The 21,268-nt window shown below is 65.6% G+C and carries 19 protein-coding genes; 8 read left to right on the top strand and 11 right to left on the bottom strand.

The genetic code is table 11. The features are described 5' to 3' along the window. Positions 1-3: 3 nt before the first annotated feature. The 5 genes from trpD to lexA all read left to right on the top strand — a co-directional run bounded on the left by trpD (position 4) and on the right by lexA (position 4,438). A complete protein-coding gene (gene trpD, locus DBZ32_RS03430) occupies positions 4-1,053 on the top strand; it encodes an anthranilate phosphoribosyltransferase (RefSeq protein WP_119165700.1) in 1,050 nt (349 codons plus the stop codon). Next, positions 1,050-1,859, top strand: a complete 810-nt coding sequence (gene trpC, locus DBZ32_RS03435; RefSeq protein ID WP_119165701.1) for an indole-3-glycerol phosphate synthase TrpC — start codon at positions 1,050-1,052, stop codon at positions 1,857-1,859. The genes trpD and trpC overlap by 4 nt, the downstream gene beginning before the upstream one ends. After that, entirely contained in the window at positions 1,856-2,332 is a 477-nt protein-coding gene (gene moaC / locus DBZ32_RS03440) for a cyclic pyranopterin monophosphate synthase MoaC (protein ID WP_119165702.1), read from the top strand. Before trpC ends, moaC begins: the two co-directional genes overlap by 4 nt. Positions 2,333-2,342: 10 nt before the next feature. Beyond that, positions 2,343-3,557: a molybdopterin molybdotransferase MoeA gene (locus tag DBZ32_RS03445; protein ID WP_119165703.1), complete on the top strand. Its 1,215-nt coding sequence runs from the start codon at positions 2,343-2,345 to the stop codon at positions 3,555-3,557. A 194-nt stretch (positions 3,558-3,751) separates the two neighbouring features. Then, the gene (gene lexA / locus DBZ32_RS03450) at positions 3,752-4,438 is read left to right on the top strand and encodes a transcriptional repressor LexA (protein ID WP_119165704.1); all 687 of its coding nucleotides are present in this window, start codon (positions 3,752-3,754) and stop codon (positions 4,436-4,438) included. A gap of 33 nt (positions 4,439-4,471) precedes the next feature. Here the strand turns inward: lexA and DBZ32_RS03455 are convergent, their stop codons facing one another. Beyond that, a complete protein-coding gene (locus DBZ32_RS03455) occupies positions 4,472-6,649 on the bottom strand; it encodes a ComEC/Rec2 family competence protein (RefSeq protein ID WP_119165705.1) in 2,178 nt (725 codons plus the stop codon). A gap of 239 nt (positions 6,650-6,888) precedes the next feature. On the opposite strand from DBZ32_RS03455, the gene gltX reads away from it, so the two are divergent. The 3 genes from gltX (at position 6,889) to DBZ32_RS03470 (ending at position 10,222) form a co-directional block, all read left to right on the top strand. Next, entirely contained in the window at positions 6,889-8,274 is a 1,386-nt protein-coding gene (gene gltX / locus DBZ32_RS03460; RefSeq protein WP_119165706.1) for a glutamate--tRNA ligase, read from the top strand. A gap of 141 nt (positions 8,275-8,415) precedes the next feature. Continuing rightward, positions 8,416-9,744 (top strand): citrate synthase, encoded by a 1,329-nt coding sequence (gene gltA / locus DBZ32_RS03465; RefSeq protein ID WP_119165707.1) that lies wholly within the window; start codon positions 8,416-8,418, stop codon positions 9,742-9,744. A 130-nt stretch (positions 9,745-9,874) separates the two neighbouring features. Further along, complete coding sequence (locus DBZ32_RS03470) at positions 9,875-10,222, top strand: TraR/DksA family transcriptional regulator (protein WP_119165708.1); 348 nt, start codon at positions 9,875-9,877, stop codon at positions 10,220-10,222. Here DBZ32_RS03470 and lpxB read toward each other — a convergent pair. From lpxB to DBZ32_RS03520, 10 genes are all read right to left on the bottom strand, one after another. After that, the gene (gene lpxB / locus DBZ32_RS03475; RefSeq protein WP_119165709.1) at positions 10,219-11,412 is read right to left on the bottom strand and encodes a lipid-A-disaccharide synthase; all 1,194 of its coding nucleotides are present in this window, start codon (positions 11,410-11,412) and stop codon (positions 10,219-10,221) included. The genes DBZ32_RS03470 and lpxB overlap by 4 nt on opposite strands. A gap of 12 nt (positions 11,413-11,424) precedes the next feature. Beyond that, positions 11,425-12,300, bottom strand: a complete 876-nt coding sequence (locus DBZ32_RS03480; RefSeq protein ID WP_119165710.1) for an LpxI family protein — start codon at positions 12,298-12,300, stop codon at positions 11,425-11,427. Further along, positions 12,290-13,105, bottom strand: coding sequence for an acyl-ACP--UDP-N-acetylglucosamine O-acyltransferase (gene lpxA / locus DBZ32_RS03485; protein ID WP_119165711.1), 816 nt, complete (start codon positions 13,103-13,105; stop codon positions 12,290-12,292). The genes DBZ32_RS03480 and lpxA overlap by 11 nt, the downstream gene beginning before the upstream one ends. Continuing rightward, on the bottom strand, positions 13,105-13,578 hold the full coding sequence (gene fabZ, locus DBZ32_RS03490; protein ID WP_119165712.1) for a 3-hydroxyacyl-ACP dehydratase FabZ: 474 nt from the start codon (positions 13,576-13,578) through the stop codon (positions 13,105-13,107). The genes lpxA and fabZ overlap by 1 nt, the downstream gene beginning before the upstream one ends. A 2-nt stretch (positions 13,579-13,580) precedes the next feature. Next, positions 13,581-14,606 (bottom strand): UDP-3-O-(3-hydroxymyristoyl)glucosamine N-acyltransferase, encoded by a 1,026-nt coding sequence (gene lpxD / locus DBZ32_RS03495; protein ID WP_119165713.1) that lies wholly within the window; start codon positions 14,604-14,606, stop codon positions 13,581-13,583. 213 nt (positions 14,607-14,819) lie between these two features. Further along, positions 14,820-17,114 carry an outer membrane protein assembly factor BamA gene (gene bamA / locus DBZ32_RS03500; RefSeq protein WP_235830034.1) on the bottom strand — a complete coding sequence of 765 codons (2,295 nt, stop codon included), beginning with the start codon at positions 17,112-17,114 and terminating at the stop codon, positions 14,820-14,822. Between the two features lie 128 nt (positions 17,115-17,242). Continuing rightward, on the bottom strand, positions 17,243-18,412 hold the full coding sequence (gene rseP, locus DBZ32_RS03505) for an RIP metalloprotease RseP (RefSeq protein WP_119165714.1): 1,170 nt from the start codon (positions 18,410-18,412) through the stop codon (positions 17,243-17,245). A gap of 119 nt (positions 18,413-18,531) precedes the next feature. Then, entirely contained in the window at positions 18,532-19,695 is a 1,164-nt protein-coding gene (locus DBZ32_RS03510) for a 1-deoxy-D-xylulose-5-phosphate reductoisomerase (RefSeq protein ID WP_119165715.1), read from the bottom strand. Next, on the bottom strand, positions 19,692-20,558 hold the full coding sequence (locus tag DBZ32_RS03515) for a phosphatidate cytidylyltransferase (RefSeq protein ID WP_119165716.1): 867 nt from the start codon (positions 20,556-20,558) through the stop codon (positions 19,692-19,694). The genes DBZ32_RS03510 and DBZ32_RS03515 overlap by 4 nt, the downstream gene beginning before the upstream one ends. Next, positions 20,503-21,183 (bottom strand): isoprenyl transferase, encoded by a 681-nt coding sequence (locus DBZ32_RS03520; protein ID WP_235830079.1) that lies wholly within the window; start codon positions 21,181-21,183, stop codon positions 20,503-20,505. Before DBZ32_RS03520 ends, DBZ32_RS03515 begins: the two co-directional genes overlap by 56 nt. Between the last annotated feature and the right edge of the window lie 85 nt (positions 21,184-21,268).

A 21,268-nucleotide genomic window follows, 5' to 3' on the forward strand; every position in this document is an offset into this window, starting at 1 on the left:
CGCATGTCCGGCGATCTCACAGATATGAAGTCCCTGATCGCGGCCGCCGCGAGCGGTCGCTCGCTGACTCGGGCGGAGGCCGAGCGCGCGTTCGACATCATGATGTCGGGCGACGCCACCCCGGCGCAGATGGGCGGCCTCTTGATGGCGCTGCGGGTGCGCGGGGAAACGGTCGAGGAGATCACGGGGGCGGCGCGCTCCATGCGCGCTCGCATGCTGACCCTGGAGGCGCCGGTTGGCGCCCTGGACACTTGCGGGACCGGCGGCGATGCCAAGGGAACCCTCAACATCTCGACGGCGGCCGCCCTGGTGCTGGCGGCCTGCGGCGTACCCGTCGCCAAGCACGGTAACCGGGCGCTCTCCTCGAAGTCCGGCGCCGCCGACGTGCTGACGGCGCTCGGTGTGGACATCGATGCCGACATGGCTTTGGTCCAGGCCGCTCTCTTCGAAGCCGGCATCACCTTCCTGATGGCCCCACGACACCACAGCGCCACGCGCCATGTGGGGCCGGCGCGCGTGGAACTGGGCACCCGCACGATCTTCAACCTCTTGGGCCCGCTGTCTAATCCCTGCCTGGTCAAGCGGCAGCTTCTCGGCGTCTTCGACCGTCGCTGGCTGGAGCCGATTGCGGAGGTCCTTCGCGAGCTCGGTCACGAGAAGGCCTGGGTCGTTCATGGCGAAGGCGGCTTCGACGAAATGACCACGACAGGCAGAAGCTACGTCGCCGAACTGAAGGAGGGACGGATCTCGACCTTCGAGGTGACACCGGAAGATGCGGGTTTGCCGCGAGCCGGCGTCGAGGATATTCGAGGCGGCGACGCAAAGGCCAATGCGCAGGCCATCACGGCCCTGCTGGACGGCGAGCCCGGCCCCTTCAGGGATACTGTGCTGCTGACCGTTGCCGGTGCCCTGATCGTTGCGGACAAGACCGGGACCCTGACCGACGGCGTTGCCCTGGCCGCCGAGGCAATCGACCGAGGCAACGCCCGTGCGGTCCTGTCGAAGCTGGTCGAGATCACCAACAGGCCGACCCAGGAGCTTGCGCAGCCATGAGCGATGTTCTGGCCCGGATCTGTGCCGACAAGCTTGCTCACATCGAAAGATGCAAGACGGTACGCCCCCTGTCCGCACAGGAAGCGGCGGCTGCCGCCCAAGCCGAGCCGCCGCGCGGCTTCCTGGCCGCTCTCCTGGCGAAGGCCGCCGGGAACGTGCCGGCCTTGATTTGCGAAATCAAGAAAGCCTCGCCGTCGAAAGGGTTGATCCGCCCCGATTTCGAACCCGCGATCCTGGCCGAGGCCTACCTGGCGGGGGGCGCCGCCTGCCTCTCGGTCCTGACCGATGGCCCCTACTTTCAGGGCGATGATGCCGATCTGCTGGCTGCGCGCACGGCGGTCCCGCTCCCGGTCCTGCGCAAGGACTTCATGCTCGATCCCTACCAGGTGTTCGAGGCCAGGGCCCTGGGCGCGGACTGCATCCTGCTGATCATGGCGGCGCTCGGCGATGATCAGGCGGCCGAACTGGAAGCGACCGCGACGGCGCTGGGCATGGATGTGCTCGTGGAGGTGCATGACGCCGAAGAGCTTAGGCGTGCGCTGCGCCTGGCCTCACCTTTGATCGGAATCAACAACCGCAATCTCAAGACGCTCGATGTCTCGCTCGAGACCTTCGCCCTCTTGGCGGCCGAAGTACCGGATGAGCGCTTCCTGGTCGCCGAGAGCGGAATCCACACGGCCCAGGACTTGCGCTGGCTGGCCCGGCGGGGCGCCAAGGCCTTTCTGATCGGTGAATCCTTGATGCGCCAGATGGATGTCGCAGCGGCGACCCGCGCGTTGCTCGCGCCGGCGGACGCTCCGGCATGAGCGATTTCACCCACTTCGACGCCGAAGGCAAGGCCGTCATGGTCGATGTCGGTGCCAAGGCCGAGACCGAGCGCAGCGCCACCGCCAAGGGCGAGGTGGTGATGCAGCCGGACACGCTGCGGATGATACAGTCCGGCGGCGTCAAGAAAGGCGATGTGCTGTCCGTCGCCCGCCTCGCCGGCATCATGGGCGCCAAACGGACACCCGACTTGATTCCGCTCTGCCATCCACTGGCCCTCACCTCGGTCAAGGTCGATCTGCGGCTGCTGCCGGACCGAAACGCGGTCGAGATCGAGGCGACTTGTAAGCTGAAGGGGCGGACCGGGGTCGAGATGGAGGCGCTGACCGCTGTCAGCGTGGCTGCCTTGACGGTCTACGACATGTGCAAGGCCGTCGATCGCGCCATGCGTATCGAGGCCGTTCGTTTGACCGAGAAGTCGGGTGGCAAGTCCGGCACCTACCTCTCCGAGTGACAGGGGCGCCATGATCACCGTCGACGAGGCGCTGACCCGTATCCTCTCGACCTTCGACGCTCTGCCGGCGGAGACTCTGGCGGTGAATCAGACGCTCGGCCGCGTGCTGGCCTCCGACGTGATCGCGCGCGTGACGCAGCCGCCGGCTGCCGTCAGCGCCATGGACGGCTATGCCGTGCGTGCGGAAGATGTCGCGACTGTCCCGGCCCGACTCCAGGTGGTCGGACATCTGCCCGCCGGCGGCCGGTACGACTCGGCCCTGGGGTGCGGTCAGGCGGTCAGGATCTTCACCGGCGCGCCCCTGCCCGATGGGGCCGATACTATCGTCATCCAGGAGGACACGGAGCGCGACGGTGAGTCGGTGACCGTCAAGGAAGCCGCCGCCGCCGGAACCTATATCCGGCCGGCCGGACTCGACTTCCGCGCCGGCGACGTCGGCGTTTCGGCGGGCCGGGTCGTCACGGTGCGCGATCTGGGGCTGATCGCGGCGATGAACCGGCCTTGGGTTTCGGTGCACCGGCGCCCCCGCGTCGCGGTTCTGGCGACCGGCGACGAGGTGGTGATGCCGGGCGATCCGATCGGACCCAGCCAGATCGTCTCTTCCAACGGCTTGGCGCTTTGCGGGCTGGTCGAAGCCTGCGGCGGCGAGGCCATCAACCTGGGAATTGCCGCGGATTCGGCCGATTCGCTGCGCCGCCTGTCGGCCGGAGCGGCCGGGGCCGACCTGCTGGTCACCACCGGAGGGGCTTCGGTGGGCGAGCACGATCTGATCCGGTCCGTACTGGGCGAAGAGGGGTTGGAGCTGGATTTCTGGAAAATCGCCATGCGTCCGGGCAAGCCCCTCATGTTCGGAAACCTGCGAGGCACGCCGATGCTGGGGCTTCCGGGCAATCCCGTTTCCAGTCTTGTCTGCGGTCTGCTCTTCGTCCGCCCGATTCTGGATCGGCTGCAAGGGCTCGAGCGGCCGGCGCACCCGACCGAAACGGCGGTCTTGGCCGAGGACCTGGGCGCCAACGACAGGCGGCAGGATTATCTGCGCGCCACGCTCGAGGCCGGCAAAGATGGCCGTTTGCTGGCCCGCCCCTTCCCCAAACAAGACAGCTCCATGCTTGCGACTCTGGCGAGAGCCGATGCCTTGATCGTACGCGCTCCGCATGCGCCGCCGCTCCCCGCCGGACAGCTTGTGGATCTGCTCCGTTTTCCTGGAAGCCTTAGGTCAATATAGGAACTATTCCGGGAACGCTTGACGTACGAACGGAACGCGATTAGAACAAAAAGCGATTCATCTTAACGAATTACCGGCTCTTCTAAAGGGCGATCCGGCAATCCGAAGGATGATAAATCGACGTTGCGACGGACGGTGCCAGGCGCGAAGTGTTCCTCGTTCCAGACGGCTCCGCAGGGGGAGAGTCACGGGCCATGCTGACGCGTAAACAACACGAACTTCTGTTATTTCTCCATGCTCATTTGAGCGACCACGGAGTCTCTCCCTCTTTCGACGAGATGAAGGAAGCGCTCGGGCTGAAATCCAAGTCCGGGATCCATCGTCTAATCACGGGTCTGGAGGAGCGCGGCTTCATTCGCCGCCTGCCCCATCGGGCCCGCGCCATCGAGGTGGTCCGTCTTCCGGAGAACCTTGCCGGCAAGCCCGGCTTCGCCCCTAACGTGATCGAAGGCGGTCGGCGCCCGGGTCTGTCCGGCGCACGCGTCGCGAACGACAGCGAAGCCGTCAGTCTACCTCTCTATGGACGGATCGCGGCCGGCACCCCGATCGAGGCGCTGAGAGACCACTCCGCCTATGTCGACGTCCCGACGGAGCTGCTCGGTCGCGGCGAACACTACGCACTCCAAGTGGAGGGCGACTCCATGGTCGAAGCCGGGATCCTGGACGGCGATACGGTCGTGATCGAACGCAGCGATCAGGCGGAGAACGGTGCCATCGTCGTTGCCCTGGTCGACGACGGGGAAGTCACCCTCAAGCGCCTGCGCCGACGCGGCGGCGCCATCGCGCTGGAGCCGGCCAACCGCAATTACGAGCCGCGGTTGTTCCCGCCGGATCGCGTGAAGGTGCAGGGCCGCTTGATCGGCCTGCTGCGTCGCTACTAGAGCTACGCCTCTCATCGCATTGAGATATCGGATTTAGTCCGAGGGATGACGTGTCCAGGGGCGGGTGCCGCGCGTGGACCGTACCGTGTCGACCTTTAGCCCCTCTTCGTACAGCCTGACGCTATGGCCGCCGTCCCGCCAGAGGTCGAAGCGGTCGATCACTCTCGGGCCGTCGGATCCGCTGGTGAAGCAGCCTCTTGGGACCGGAAAGGGCGCGACGATCAGGTCCGCGTCTTTGCAGTCCTCCAGGAGGGCGGCGGGACTGCGTGCCAGCGCGACGGTCCAATCGTGGCGGCGGTAGATGCAACCGGCTCCGTCGCAGAGCAGCCAATTGCCTGCGGGCGGCCAGCTGGCCGCAGCCGCCTGCGCCGCGCGGCGCAGCCACTGCTCACGCACGAAGGTCTGGCGGCGGCTCTCCGACAGCGCGAGATCGCCGTCCGGACCGCGGGCGGCGATCAGGCCGCCGTCGGAGCTGATCAGCAGGTCGGGCGGAGTCCGCAGCAGAACACCGCTGAGGCCGACGGCGATGACGGCGACGCCGGCGTAGCGCCAGGCTCGGCGCCACAGACAGAGCCACAGACCGCCGAGCGTCACGGCGACGAGACCCCAGGTCGGCAAGGCCGGCAGCAACTGCACGGCGCCCGGCCAGCTTGCGGTCTCTCGCGCGATGACGATCAGGAGCCCGAGCCCCTGCCCCATCAGCCAGAGCGGCGCGGCCTCCAGCCCGAAGGGCATCGCGAGAAAGGCCAGTAGCGCCGCCGGCATCACGACGAAGGCGGTCAGGGGAACGGCGGCCAGATTGGCGGCGAGGCCGGCCCAGGCAAAGCGGTTGAAGTGATACCAGGCGTAGGTCGTGGTGGCCGCGACCGCGATCCCCGAGGAGAGAAGGAGACTGCCGAAGTAGGCTGCCGGCTTACGCCAGACGGGATCGGCGCCCTCGCGCAAGCGCGCGACATCCCGGCGGGCGCGACGCTCGGCATAGGCCTCGTAGCCTGATACCAGCGCGACGACGGCTGCGAAGGACATCTGGAACGACGCCGACAGCAGGCTCTCGGGAGCGATCAGCAAGACCACCGCCGCCGCCCAGGCCACCAGCCGCAGCGACACGGCCGAGCGGTCGAGCAGGACGCCGAGGAAGATGAGACCGACCATCAGGAAGGCGCGCTGAGTCGGGATGGTGGCGCCGGCCAGGAAGAGATAGACGAAAGCGGTCGCCAACCCCGCGACAGCAGCCCACTTCTTGATCGGATAGCGCAGGGCCACGAAGGGCCAGCAGGCCAGCAAACGGCGCAGGCCGAGATACATGCTGCCGGCGACCAGGCCGATATGCAGTCCGGAGATCGCCAGCAGGTGGGCGAGCCCCGAGTCCCGCATGGCGTCGAGCAAATCGGGCGCGATGGCGTCGCGCTTGCCGACCGTCAGGGCGACGGCCAGGGCGCCGCGTTCCCGGGGCAGGACAGCAAGGATCCGCTCGGCAATCCTTTGACGCAGGCCTTCCCAGAAGAGGCGCCAGCCCTCGAACCTGCGGGACTCCGCCAGCTGGTCCGGCGGCTGCGCGATAGGTTGGGGCGCACCCAAGCTGTAGCCGACCGCGCCGAGCCGTTCGAACCAGGCCCGCCGCGCGAAGTCGTATCCGCCGGGCGCGGCCGGTTCCGGGGGCGGCTGCAACACCGCGAGTCCACGGACCCAGTCCCCGGGCGCGAGATCGGCGGCGGCGGTGCCGGAAGAACTGATCCGAACCCGTGCAGGGGTCGCCGCGGTTTCCAGCCGGTCGACATCGAGCTGCTCCAGGGTCAGCCGCACCCGGCCCTGGCCCCGCTCCAACTTGACGACCCGACCGCTCAGTCCGACCGGTCCGAGGTCTCGCTGCAGCACCGGCGCCGCCACGGCCGCTGTCCGCCACTGAGCGGCCGCGAAACCGACCGAGAGGCTCAGTCCCCCGATTCCGAGAAGAAACAGCGCCGGCCGTCGCAGACCGAGCAGGGCTATGACAGCTGCCAGCGTCGCAGCCGCCGCCCCGAGCCAACCGGGCGGCTCGGTCGGTAGGGCGAAGTAGACGCCAATGCCCGATGCCAGGATCACGGGGAGCCAGAGGGCCCAGCGATCACGCTCTTCCAGCGCTGTCTCTTGAAGCCGGCCCAGCGAACGCAAGGCCTTGCGCGGATCGGCCCGGACCCCGACCGGACCTGCCGCGCGCTGCTGCGCCGTCATGATGCTTGGACTCGCCGTGGCAAGGTCTAAACCCTAATTGCCGAGGTCTCTCGCGAAGACTACCGCAAGCTGTGCCCTAGCTGCGAGCCTTCGGCCTTGCGATGCCAACTGTTCACGCGTTTGCCGAGGCCCTGACGCCTGTGCCGCGGTCGTGGGTGCTGGGCAGGCCGTGACCGGCTGTGTTAGAGGAGCGCCGCCTTTTCGCTTCCGCCACCATCAAAGAGCAGCGCCAAAAACCGATGACCGTCGTCACCCGCTTCGCGCCGTCGCCAACCGGCTTCCTCCACATCGGCGGCGCGCGCACCGCCCTGTTCAACTGGCTCTTCGCCCGCCATCACGGCGGTAAGTTCCTGTTGCGCATCGAAGACACCGACCGCAAGCGCTCCACGCAGGAGGCGATCGACGCCATTCTGGACGGGCTGAGCTGGCTTGAGCTGCAGTGGGATGAACCCGAGGTCTATCAGTCGAAGCGTGCCGAGCAACACCAGGCGGCGGCACATCGCCTGCTGGCTGAGGGCAAGGCCTATCGTTGCTACTGCAGCCCGGACGAACTGACAGCCATGCGCGAGGCCGCTAAGGCCGAAGGCCGGCCGATGCGTTACGACGGCACCTGGAGAGATCGCGATCCCGCCGAGGCCCCGGCGGGTGTCGCGCCGGCCGTCCGCATGAAGGCGCCGCAGACCGGCGAGACCAGCATCGACGACCTCGTCCAGGGGACCGTCACGGTCGCCAACGGTCAGTTGGACGATATGGTACTGCTTCGGGCGGACGGCACGCCGACCTACATGCTCTCGGTGGTCGTCGACGATCACGACATGGGCGTGACCCATGCGATCCGCGGCGACGATCACCTGACCAACGCCTTCCGGCAGACCCAGCTCTATCGGCTGCTTGGCTGGGAGCCGCCCGTTTTCGCCCACATCCCGCTGATTCACGGTCCCGACGGCGCCAAGCTGTCGAAGCGTCACGGCGCCCTCGGCGTCGAGGCCTATCGCGAGCTAGGCTACCTGCCCGAGGCGCTGCGCAACTATCTGCTGCGGCTCGGTTGGGGACATGGCGATGACGAGATCATCCCGACCGCACAGGCCATCGATTGGTTCGACCTGGATGGCGTCGGCCGCTCGCCCGCCCGCTTCGATCTGCAGAAGCTGGATCATCTCAACGGCCACTATCTTCGCGAGGCGGACGACGAACGCCTGGCCGATCTGGTCGCGTCCCGATTCCAGGCGGTCTCCGAAACGGGGCGGCACAGACTGGTCGCCGGCATGCAAGGCCTGAAAGCGCGCGTGAAGACAGTTGCCGAGCTCTCTGAAATGGCTGAATTTTATCTGCGAGATCGCCCTTTGGCTCTGAACGACAAGGCGGCAAAGCTGCTTGCTGGGGATGCGCCGGCCATTCTGTCGAAGCTGCATGCGGAGCTGCAGAGCTGCAACGACTGGACGGCAGAGGCCCTGGAGAGCCTGGTGCGGCAATTCGCGGAGGCTCAGGGCGTGAAACTCGGTGCCGCGGCTCAGCCGCTTCGCGCCGCTCTGACGGGATCGAATGTTTCGCCGCCGGTCTTCGAGGTCATGCAGGTTCTGGGCCGTCAGGAAAGCCTCGATCGGATTGCCGATAGAGCCGCATAAACCTGCGCTAACCTCCTAATTAAAAAGAAAAGCTTACCGTGTTTGCCTTGCTCGGGGCTTGCCCTTATGCTGCGTCGCAACGAACGAGCCGGGCGCGGCCTCATTAAAGTGCCGCCAGGCCTCAGCGCGAGGATCAAGCGAATGACCAATGGCTCCGCGACGGCTGCCAAGAGCGCCGACACCCAGACGGTAACGCTCACAGACAATGCGACCGGAAAGTCCTGGGAGCTCCCAGTGATCAAGGGCACCACGGGGCCCGATGTCGTCGACATTCGCAAGTACTACGCGGATACGGGCATGTTTACCTACGATCCGGGATTCACCTCGACGGCCTCCTGCGATTCGGCGATCACCTTCATCGACGGTGACGAAGGCGTGCTGATGCACCGCGGCTACCGGATCGAGGATCTCGCCTCCAACTGTACCTTTATGGAGGTCTGCTATCTGCTGCTGCACGGCGAACTGCCGACTGCGGAGCAGCTCGCCAAGTTCGATCACGACATCACCTATCACACCATGCTGCACGAGCAGATGGTCAACTTCTATCGCGGTTTCCGGCGGGATTCGCACCCGATGGCGATCATGGTCGGGGTCGTGGGCGCTCTTTCCGCCTTCTATCACGACTCGACCGATATCACCGATCCGTACCAGCGGATGGTGGCGCAGCATCGGCTGATCGCGAAGATGCCGACGATTGCGGCCTGGGCCTACAAGTATTCGATTGGGCAGCCCTTCGTCTATCCGCGCAACGATCTGAAGTACTCGGAGAATTTTCTTCAGATGGCCTTCGCGGTTCCGGCGGAGCCCTACAAGGTCAACCCGGTTCTGGCTCGGGCCATGGACCGCATCTTCATCCTGCATGCCGATCACGAGCAGAATGCGTCGACCTCGACGGTCCGTATTGCCGGCTCTTCGGGCGCCAATCCCTTCGCCTGCATCGCCGCCGGGATCGCCAGTCTCTGGGGGCCGGCCCACGGCGGCGCCAATGAGGCGGTTTTGCAGATGCTGCAGGAGATCGGGACCAAGGACCGCATTCCCGAATTCCTCGCGCGCGCCAAGGACAAAAACGATCCTTTCCGCCTGATGGGCTTCGGCCATCGCGTTTACAAGAACTACGATCCTCGCGCGAAGGTCATGCAGCAGTCCTGCCACGAAGTGCTGGACGAACTGGGCAAACGCGACGAGCCGTTGCTCGCTCTGGCCATGGAACTGGAGCGGATCGCACTGGAAGATCCCTACTTCGCGGAGAAGAAACTCTTCCCGAACGTCGACTTCTATTCGGGCATCATTCTCCAGGCGATGGGCTTCCCGACCAGCATGTTCACGGTTCTGTTCGCCCTGGCGCGCACGGTCGGGTGGGTTGCCCAATGGACCGAGATGATCGAGGACCCGGGCCATCGCATCAGCCGGCCGCGGCAGCTCTACACCGGCTACACGGAGCGGGAATTCGTTCCCTGCGATCAGCGCTAGAGACGAGCGGTTTTTAGCTCTGAAGGGGCGTGCGGTTGTCCACGCGCCCCTTTCGCGTTCGGGAGCGGATCGATCGAGGCCCGATCGCAAAGCGATTCAGCCAGATCGCGATCTGATTTAGGCTGCTTCCATGACGCAGGATTGGCTTGCCGACGACACCGAAATCGAGCGCCGTCTCCGGTCGCGCCTGTGGGAACTGGAACGTCTCAGCCAAGATAGCGGCGAGTCGCGGGCGGCCGTGGAGTTGGACCAGACCCGGGTCGGACGGCTGAGCCGCATGGACGCCTTGCAAGGTCAGGCTATGGCGCAGGCCACCGAGGCCAGACGGCAGCAGGAGATCCGGCGTCTGGAGGCGGCCCTGCAGCGTCTTGCAGATGGCGAATACGGTGCCTGCACAGTCTGCGGGGAGGAAATCGCGCCGAAGCGCCTTGGGTTGGACCCAGCCACGCCGAGCTGCGTGGACTGCGCGGCCGGTTAGTCTCGCGGCGTGTGCCGGCCCGCCATCACCCTGAGAACCGCTTGCGCCGCCTGCTGGCTTGGCCGCCCCTCGCCGGCGCCCGAGAGAGCCTGGACGACAAGGTCTAGCTCGGCGGACTGCCGGTCTCGCAGGGCCTTGTCGGCGAGCAACTCCGACAGGGCAGCGGCCAGGCGGTCAGGTCGGCAGTTCTCCTGCAGGAACTCCGGCTGGATCTGCCGATCGAGGACCAGGTTGGGGATCGAGGCATAGCGGACTGTCAGCAGGCGCCGCGCAATGGCCGCCGAAACCGGACTGACCCGATAGGCAATCACCGTGGGCACCCTGGCCGCCGCCAGTTCGACCGCCACTGTTCCCGAGGCTGCCAGGGCCGCGTCGGCGGCCGCGAAGGCGCCATACTTCTGCTCCGGACGTTCCAGCAGCAGCGTTTCGACCGGCCAGTCCGCGATCGCCGAACGGACGAAGTCGGCCACGTTGGGAACGGTCGGGACGACCGCGCGCAGGTTCGGAAAGTCGCGCTTCAGGCCGCCCAGGGTCTCGCCGAAAATCCCGCAGAGGCGGCCGACTTCGCTCTGACGGCTTCCCGGCAATACGGCCAGAAGGGGCGTATCGCCACCAACCCCGACACCGTGCGCCGCACGAAAGGCGAGTCCGTCGGCCAGAGAAGCCGCGCCCTCGACGGCCGGATGTCCCACCACGGTCGTGGCCAGCCCATGGCGCTCGAAGTAGGGCGGTTCGAATGGCAGTAACGCCAGGAGATGATCGAGGAAGGCGGCGATCCGTCGCGCGCGCCAGGGTTTCCAGGCCCAGACCGAGGGGGCGACGTAGTGCACCAGCGGAAAGCCCTCCTCCTTCAGGCGTTTGGCGACGCGCAGGGAAAAGGCCGGGGAGTCAATGGTGATCAGGACGTCTGGCCGGAGCCGGCGCGCGGCCGCCTCGGTCTCGGACAGGCGCCTCAGGATGCGGAAGAGATGCGGCAGGATCTCGACCAGTCCCATGACAGCCAGGTCGCTCATGGGAAAGAGGCTCGTGAGGCCTTCGGATTCCATGCGGGGGCCGCCGACACCGGCGAAGCGAATCGGCGCGGTCGTTTCGGCTTTCAGGGCTGCCATCAGGCCCGCACCAAGCTGGTCGCCGGATGGCTCACCGGCGATCAGAAAGACCAGCGGTCCGTCACCGTCCAGTTCCGTCACGGCCCATACCTCTCACTGCCTGTGATCGAGGTCGAGGCCGATCAGGAAGAGGGCCGCCTCGTCGCAGGCCGCGACAACCCCTTGTCGTTCGACCACCAAGGTAGCTCCGGCTTGAACCGCAAGCCCCCGCAGACCGGCGGACTTGGCGCGTTCGACCGTTTCGAGGCCGATGGTGGGCAGATCGACCCGCGTTTCCTGGCCCGGCTTCGCAGTCTTGATCAAGACCCCGCCGGGTCCGTCGCGGCGCAGCTCTGCGGCTCTACGCAGCAGCGCGTCGGTGCCTTCGATCGCTTCGACTCCGAGAACGAGGCCTTGCTGGACCACGGCCGCCTGGCCGACGTCCAGCCGGCCGAGCGCCTGGACGATCTCCAGGCCTCGCGCGATATCGGCGTCCGCTTGGGCATCGGGTCGATGTCGTCCGTAGACGCCCGCCGCGATCAGCAGGTCGCCGAGGATGTCCTGCACGGCGATCACCCGAAAGCCCTCCTCTTCCTCCAGCGCGCGAACGACGGCGCCCAGCAGGCCATCGTCACCGAAGGCGCGACGCCCGACCTGCGCGACGAACTTCGCTGCGCGCGCATCGAGGCGCAGCTTGAGCAGGCTCGGGCGCCGAATGGGACCCGCCAGAACCAGTTCCTCGACCTTCTCGCCGCGCAATCGCTCGAGGGCTTCGCCGGCATGGCCGAGATGTGTCCAGAGCGAAGGCGCCGCCTCCGCCGTCGCCGTATCGGTCTGACCGTGAAAGGCGATCACGAAGACTTCGCGGCCCTGGGCGCGGGCTGCTGCGATCAGGCGGCGCGGAAGCGCGCCTCCGCCGGCGAGCACGCCAAGCTTCGGCAGTTCGGTAGTCGCGGCTGCATCGTCGAGCTTGCGAACGTCAATGCCCATGGCCCGGCTTCGGTCGACAAAGGGGCCGCGACGAGTCCTGGCGCACGAACTCGACGATTGCCTGGACCACGTCGTTGGTGTCGTGTTCCTCGGCCACCTGCCCGATCCGCTCTGCCAAAGTTCCTTCGCTTGCAAAAAGCTGCTGATAAGCCGCCATCAAACCCTGGATCGCAGTTTTGTCGAAGCCCCGGCGCCTCATCCCGATGATATTCACTCCCGACAGGCGCGCGCGCTCGCCCATCGCCAGTCCGTAGGGGATGACGTCGTGTTCGATGCCCGACATGCCGCCGATCATCGCGTGAGCGCCGATCCTCACGAACTGGTGGACCGCCGAAAGTCCTCCGATGGTGGCGTGATCTCCGACGTGGACGTGCCCGGCCAGTGTCGCGTTGTTGGCCAGAATGACCCTGTCGCCGATCTTGCAGTCGTGGGCGACGTGCGCGCCGACCATGAAGAGGCAGCCGCTCCCGACTTGCGTCAGCATGCCCCCACCCTCGGTGCCGGGGTTCATGGTGACATGTTCGCGGATCATGCAGTCGCTGCCGATCGAGAGCGCGGAGGTCTCGCCGTCGTACTTCAGGTCTTGCGGCCGGTGGCCGATGGAGGCGAAGGGAAAGATCTGAGTGCGCGGCCCGACGGTCGTGCGTCCCTCGACAACCACATGACTGTGTAGGACGACCTCGTCGTCCAGGGTCACTTCGCCGCCGACCACGCAGTAGGGGCCGATGCGGACCCCTGACCCTAGCCGCGCGGAGGGATCGACGATGGCAGTCGCGTGAACGCCGGACGTCTCTACCGAGGACATCAATCGTCCATGATCATGGCGGTGAAGGTCGCCTCGGCCACCAGCGTTCCCTCGACCTTGGCTTCGCCGGAGAACTTCCAGACCGGTCCCCGGTTTTTCAGCTTGGTCACATGTACCAGCAGCTGGTCCCCGGGTACGACCGGCTTGCGGAAGCGAGCGCTGTCGACGGTCATGAAATAGACCAGTTTCCCGGCAGCCGCCCCTTCCAGGGTCTCGACCACCAGCACGGCAGCGGTCTGCGCCATGGACTCGACGATCAGAACGCCGGGCATGACCGGCTGCCGTGGGAAATGGCCCTGAAAGTGCGGCTCGTTGATCGAGACGTTCTTGATACCGACTGCACTGTGATCGAGGTGAATATCGACCACGCGGTCGATCATCAGGAAGGGGTAGCGATGCGGGATCATCTGCATCACCGCCATGATATCGGCGGCACCGGCCTCCCTGGCGAGGGTCGCTGCGTCTTCGGCCATCCCTATTTCTTTTCCATGTTCTTCAATTGGCGCTTCCAAAGCGTGACCAGCCGGAAAAAATCCTTCAACGGCATTGCCGGCAGGCCACCGTAAGTCTCACCCGGCGGAATGTCGTGCATCAAACCGGACTTGGCGGCCAACTGTGCCTTGGCGTGAAGGGTCAGATGCCCCCCCACGCCGCCTTGCGCGGCGATCATGACGAAATCATCCAGCTTCGAAGAGCCGGCGATCCCCGACTGCGCAACGAGAACGCAGCCCCGACCGAGGCGCACGTTGTGCCCCAATTGCACCAGATTATCAATCTTGCAGCCGTCGCCAATGACCGTGTCCGGCCCGGCGCCGCGGTCGATCGTGGCATTAGCCCCGATCTCCACGCCGTCCCCGACCTGTACGCAGCCGAGTTGAGGCACGTCTACGTAGCCGTTCGGGTCGATGGCGAAACCGAAGCCGCGGTTTCCGATCCGCGCGCCGGCATGGATCAGGCAGTTCCGGCCAATCGAACAGTGCGAAAGGCTGGCGCCGTGCATCACCTCGGTCCCGGCACCGATGGACACGCCGGAGTCGACAACGACCTGTGCATGCAGACAGACGCCGGCGCCGAGATCGACATTCGGCCCGACGATGGCATAGGGGCCGATCCGGACATCGGCACCGAGGGTCGCCGTGTCATCGACGATCGCCGTGGAATGAACTCCGCCTTCGCGCGTGGGCCTGGGATAGAAGGCACCGGCGACCCGCGCGTAAGCCTTGTAGGGCTGTGGCGTGATAAGCAGAGCCATGCCTTGAGGCGCTCGTGCAGCGAAATCGGGATGCACGATGCAGGCGCCGGCCCGCGACGCCTCGAAGACCTTCACGTAGCGGCGGTTGTCGAGGAAAGAGAGGTCCTCCGGCCCGGCCGTATCGAGTGGGGCCACGTCGCTGACTTCGAGGGCTGGATCGGCTGCGCCGCCGAGCTCGGCGTCCGCGATCTCGGCCAGACGATCCATACGAAAGGGTCCGACGTTCGTGAAAAAGCGCGGATCGGCCATAAATCATGTCTCGGTGAGGTTGGTGCGGCGACTCGCCTGCACTTCGGAGGTAGATGGAGCCTAGAGCAGATCTTGGCTCAAGGGAATCGGTGCGCGGCTCATGAGGTCCGCGGACTGTGGCGCCTCGGCACGCCGACAGCCGCGCAAGCCAAAGAGAATACGAAGCCAAGCGTATAGGAAGCCAAGGAACACCCCCGAGCCAATCCGCCAGGGTTAGAACTGAGTCCCGAAGCTGAAGCTCAGGAGCTGCTCCTCGTCGAAGTCTTCCTTGACGATTGGAAAGCCGATATCGAGGCGCAGCGGCCCGAAAGGAGAGCGCCAAGAAATACCTGGCCCGACACTGACACGCGGGGCGGCTGAGTTTTCGACGAAGTCCTCGTCGCTGTCCGCGTCGAAGCTGGCACCGATATCGGTGAACAGGCGTCCGCGGATTTCGAATTCCTCCGGCAGCCCCAGCGGGAAGGAAAGCTCGACGGTTCCCTTGTAGTAGGTGTTACCGCCGAGTGCGTCGTCGGCCTCGACGTCGCGCGGACCGGCACCGCCCGGCTCGAACCCGCGGAAGGTTTCGCCGCCAATGAAAAAGCGATCCGCGATCCTTGTGTCTTCGCCGATGCCGAACATGTAGCCGAACTCGCCGCCGAACCTGAGTGTCATGCTCTCCAGAACCGGGACGTAGTAATCGCCTTCAAGCGTGTTGCGCAGAAAGGAGACGTCGCCGCCGAGGCCCGCGACCTCGTTCGACAGCCGGAGACGGTAGCCTTCGCGGGTGTCGAAGCGGTTATCCCGCCGATCCCATGTCAGGTCCTGGCCGACGATGGAGCGCAGGGTATCGCCTTCCTCCGACCGGATCAGGATCGAGGCATCATCGTCCACATCGGAGATTTCCTGGCGCTCCAGCCGGTAGCGCACGACGTGGCGCGTGTGTTCGGTCAGATCGTAACCCGCGCGCAGACCGAAGCCGATTCGCTGCTGGTCGAAATCGCTCTCTTCGAACTCTCGAGTGACGCGAAACACGTCGAAGCCGGCGGCGATCGGGCGATCGAGAAAGTACGGTTCGGTAAAGCTCAGATCGATCTGGGATGAGGAACCGGACAAGGTGAAGCCCAGGCGAAGATCCTGGCCTCGCCCGAGCAGATTGCGTTCGCGGAGCTGGATGTTGCCGAGCGGCCCCGCAGAGGTCGAGATACCGGCACCGATGGTTATTTCACCCGTCGACTGCTCCTCCACCTCGACCTTCATGACGCTGCGGTCGGGGGCGCTGCCGGGCTCCTGCTGGACATTGACCGAGCGGAAGAAACCGAGGTTCTCGATGCGCTGACGGGACCGGCGCAGCTTCGATGCATTGAAGGCGTCGCCCTCGACCAGACGGAACTCACGCCGGATCACCCTGTCCAGGGTGCGCGTATTGCCCTGGATATCGATGCGTTCAACGAAGACCTTTGGGCCTTCCTGAATATCGTAGGTGATTCCGATGGTCAGGTTCTCGCGGTCCCGACGGGTACGGGGGCGAATATCGACGAAGGCATAGCCGAGGTTGCCGACGACGTCGGTCAGAGTGTCGACGTCCGCCTCGACCGCCGTCGCGTCATAGACGTCGCCCGGTTCGGCCTGCAGTTCGCCGCGAAGCTGCTCGACATTCAGATCTTTCAGCGTGGTGGTGAGGTCGACCTCGCCGAAGTCGTAACGCGGGCCTTCGTCCATGGTGAAGGTGACGATGAAGCCGCTGCGGTCGTCGTCCAGTTCGGCGACCACTGAGAGGACGCGGAAGTCCGCGTAGCCTTCCGAAAGATAGAAGCGGCGCAGCAGCTCCCGGTCGAAGTTCAGACGATCCGGGTCATAGGTGTCGTCGGTGGAGAGAAACCGGTACCAGGCCGACTCCGTCGTGGAGATCTCGCTGCGCAGGCTGCCGTCGGAGAAGGCGCGGTTGCCGATGAAGTTGACGGATTTGATGCCCGTCACCTCCCCTTCGTTGATCTCGAACACCAGGTCGACGCGGTTTTGCGGCAGCTCGATGATCTTCGGTTCGACCCGCGCGGCGAAGCGGCCGTTCCTGCGATAGAGGTCCAACATGCGTTGGACATCGTTCTGGACGCGGGTGCGCGTGTAGACGACGCGGGGGCGGAGTTCGACCTCGCCCTCCAGTTCGCCGTCTTCGATCGCGTCGTTCCCCTCGAAAGCGATCCGGTTGATGATCGGATTCTCGACGACGTCGACAACCAGGGTATTGCCTTCGCGCCGCAGCGTGACGTCGGCAAACAGGCCCGTGTCGAAGATGGCTTTCAACGACTCGTCGAGCCGCAAGGGATCAAACTGATCGCCGGGGTCGACCAGCATGTAGGACCGCACGGTTTGCGGGTCGATTCGCTGTGCGCCCTCGATCCGGATCTCCTCGATCAAGCCGCCCTGCATGATCGACTGGGCCATCGCCGGTGAACTCGCCAGGGGATTCAGCGAAAAGGCCGCGATTGCCAGGAACAGGCCGCAAAAAACCGGTCTCAAAGCGCGCAAAAGAACTCCCCTAACTCTTCCCGGACAGCGCGTTTCCACGACTGTGCGTCCCTGGCTCGCTCGGCAGGCATGCTTGAGCACGGCGAACGCGCGGGCATGCTCGGGCCACGATCCCCGCACCCCATCAATCAGAACACGTTTAAGCGGCTGAGATCGTTAAAGGTTACGAAGAGCATCAGGGTCAATACCAGAGCCAGGCCGATGCGGAAACCGTATTCCTGAGCCCGCTCACCAAGTGGCCGTCCACGCAGTCCTTCGATGGCGTAAAACAGCAGATGCCCGCCATCGAGCATCGGCACCGGGAAGAGATTGATCAGGCCGAGATTGATGGACAGCACCGCCATGAAGGAGATCACGGCGACCAGTCCGAACTCGGCGACTCGGCCCGACATCTCCCCGATCATGATCGGGCCGCCGAGTTCATCCGCACTGCGATTGCCGGTGATCATCTGACCGACGTAACGCAAGGTACCCCAGGTCAGGGAGCCGGTTTCCTCGGCCGCGCGCCAGACCGCGGTTACCGGGTCGTGGCGCACCATCTCCGTTCCGCTCGCCGCGATCCCCAGCAGAGCGCGTTCCATCGTGTTGCCGAAGTTGTCCGTGGTCTCGACGATGCGCGGCGCAACCGTCAGCACTTGCTCCGCGCCGTCGCGTTGCAAGGTAACCTGCAGCGGTTCCGCCAGATTCAACTGAACCACGCGCTGAATCTGCTCGAATCGCTCGATGCCGGTGCCGTTTATGGCCAGGAAGCGGTCACCGGGCTGGATTCCCGCCTCCGCCGCCGCGCTGTTCTCCACCACTTCGCCAACCACCGGCGGCGTGGTGCGTTGCCCTTCCGTCGCGAAAAGCAGGGCCAGGGCGACGATGGCGAAGAGGAAGTTCGCGGCCGGGCCGGCCGCCACGATCGCCGTGCGCTGCCTCAAGGACTTGTGATGGAAGGAGACGGCGCGCTCCTCGGGCGTCAGGGGTCTGGCCTGACCGCTCGCCCAGTCGCCGGTTTCCTCACCAGTCTCCAGCTCGCCGCCCGCTGCAGCACTGCTGGGCGGACGCGACGTTACATCGGCATCGCCGAACATCTTCACATAGCCGCCGAGCGGCAGAGCGCAGACTTTCCAACGCGTGCCTGACTTTGCCGTCCAGCCGAAAAGCTCCGGTCCGAAACCGATGGCAAAAGCCTCGACCCGCACCCCGCAGCGCCGTGCGACCCAGTAGTGCCCCAGCTCGTGCACGAAGACCAGAATGCTCAGAATCACTATGAAAGGAATAGCGTAACTAGTTATGAAACCAATGATATCCATGATCGTATCGTCTCGTCTGCGCTGCTACGCCAAGATCCGGCGCGCACGTTATAGCACCTGTCGCCGCGCGCCGTGAATTTCAAGCTAACCCTATAAAACTTGCTCTAGAGACCGACGGCCTATCGAGCCTGCGCCTCTTGCGCCAAACGGCGCGCCTCGTGGTCCAGGGCCAGGACGCTGTCGAGATCGGGAATGCTGCGTCCCGCCAGGCGCTCCAGGGTCGACTCGACCACGTCGGCAATACCGAGGAAATCGAGCTCCCGGTTCAGGAAGGCCGCCACCGCGATCTCGTTCGCCGCATTGAGCACGGAGGGAGCCCCCGCCCCCGTCGCCAGCGCTTCGCGCGCCAGCCGCAAGGCCGGAAAGCGCACTTCGTCCGGGGCTTCGAAAGTGAGCTGACCGATCTTCCCAAGGTCGAGGCGCTCGACCGGTGCGTGCATCCGCGCCGGCCACGCCAAACTATAGGCGATCGGGGTACGCATGTCGGGGGCGCCGAGCTGAGCCAACACCGAGCCGTCGACATAGGCGACCATGGAGTGAACCACCGATTGCGGATGGACCAAAACCTCGATCCTGTCGCGGGGTTGGTCGAACAGATAGGCCGCCTCGATGACCTCGAGACCCTTGTTCATCATGGTCGCGGAATCGACGGAGATCTTCGCACCCATGGACCAGTTGGGATGGGCAACCGCCTGTTCCGGGGTGACGCGTGACATGGCGTCACGCTCCCAACTGCGGAACGGTCCTCCCGAGGCCGTCAGGATGATCTTCTCCACACCCTCGGGACGGTCGCGGTCCAGCACCTGGAAAATCGCGTTGTGCTCGGAGTCGACCGGCAAGAGCGTGGCGCCCGCGCGCTCCACCTCGCGCTTGAACAAGGCTCCGGCGCAAACCAAAGTCTCCTTGTTGGCTAGGCCGATTACCGCGCCTCGCCGAACGGCCGCCAGCGTCGGTGCCAGCCCAGCGGCTCCCACGATCGCGGACATCACGAAATCCGCCGGGCGTTCGGCCGCCTCGACGACCGCCTCGACGCCGGCGGCGGCTTCGACACCGCTGCCAGACAGGGCCTGCTTGAGGGTATCGTATGCGGCGGGGTCCGCAACGACGGCAAGTTTGGCCCCAACCGCTTTGGCCGCTTCGGCCAGTTGTTCCGCCGAGCGATGGGCCGTCAGCGCTTCCACCTGAAAGCTCTCGGGCGCGCGGCGGACCAAGTCCAGCGTACTCGCGCCGATCGAGCCGGTCGCGCCCAACACCGTCAGACTGCGCGGCGCGTCTTGGATCATAACACAACCTCCTTGAGGGCGATGACGGACGCCACCGCCAGTGTACCGCCGATCAGCCCGTCGACCCGATCCAGCAGTCCGCCGTGACCTGGGATTAGGCCCGAGCTGTCCTTACGATGGAACCGTCGTTTTACGAAGGACTCGAAGAAGTCGCCAATCTGCGCGGCGATCGAGGTCACAATCGCGAAAAGCGTCGCCGCGACCAAGTGCTCCGCTCCCGAAAATCTGACCAGAGCCGCGCCGACCGCCCCTGCGGCGATCACCCCTCCAACCCCCCCGGCCCAGGTCTTGCTCGGACTGACAGCCGGCCAGAGTTTCGGGCCTCTCACGGTACGGCCTACGGCAAAGGCCCCGATGTCCGTGGCCCAGACGACCAGCACGAGCCATACGATCAGGGCCTGTCCGGTCTCGAGACCGCGCAGCCACTGAAAGGCGAGCAAGGGCACGGCGACATAGACCACCCCCAGGCCAAACCAGCCGAAACTGCCGTCGTCGGCCTCCCGCCTGCGCCGCAGAGCCGCGACGGCGCCAGCAGCCAGTGCACCCAAGACGACCACGGCGAAGGCAGAAGCGATGCCCAGAGTTGCTCCCACGGCCACCGCGGCGGTGACGGCGAGGATCGAGACGGCTTCGAGCCAGCCAACCGAGCGAGCGCCGCACATGCGTGCCCATTCCCAGACCATGATACCTGCCGCCATGAACAACAGCAGGTCCGTCCAGGGCGGCCCCAGCCAAAGGAGGACAAGAACAGGGGGGGCAAGAACAAGCGCCGAGAGCACCCGCACGGTCAGGGTGCGCGCCACTGCCTCACCGAGAGCCGACCGCAAGACCGTAGCGCCGATCGCGGCGCTGGAACTCCGCAACGGCGGTCTTCAGTTCCGCGTGCCCGAAGTCCGGCCAAAGGCAGTCGATGAATACCAGTTCGGCGTAGGCGAGCTGCCAAAGCAGGAAGTTGCTGAGCCGCTGCTCCCCGCTCGTGCGGATCAGAAGATCGGGGTCCGGGATATCCGCCGTCAGCAAGCGCGCAGCAACGGCTTGGGTATCGACGGTCTCGGGATTCAGGCGACCGGCGGCAGCCTCGCGCGCAATCTCGCGCGCGGCATGGGCGATCTCTTCACGCCCGCTGTAACTCAGCGCCACTGTCATATGCAGACGGTCGTTGCCGGCCGTGCGCTGCTCGGCATCTTCGATCAGCGACACGATATCGGAGTCGAGCTTGCTGCGGTCGCCGATCACGCGCAGGCGCACGCCCTTTTCATGCATTTCCGCGATCTCGCTGCGCAGATAGCGGCGCAGCAAGCCCATGAGATCGCTGACTTCGTTCTCCGGCCTGCCCCAGTTCTCCGACGAAAACCCGAAGAGCGTCAGGTATTCGACACCCAGCTCTCCAGCCGCCTCCATGCAGCGGCGGACCGCATCGGCCCCGCGCCTGTGACCGGCGGTGCGCGGAAGGCTGCGGGACGCGGCCCAGCGTCCGTTGCCGTCCATGATGACGGCGACGTGTCGAGGGACCGCAGGATCGCCGCCTCCGGTGCCGGGGGAAACGGCACGTTCGGGAAGACGGTCCTGCATC

Origin of the sequence: Algihabitans albus, from assembly GCF_003572205.1 — a bacterium.
Lineage (GTDB): Bacteria > Pseudomonadota > Alphaproteobacteria > Kiloniellales > DSM-21159 > Algihabitans > Algihabitans albus.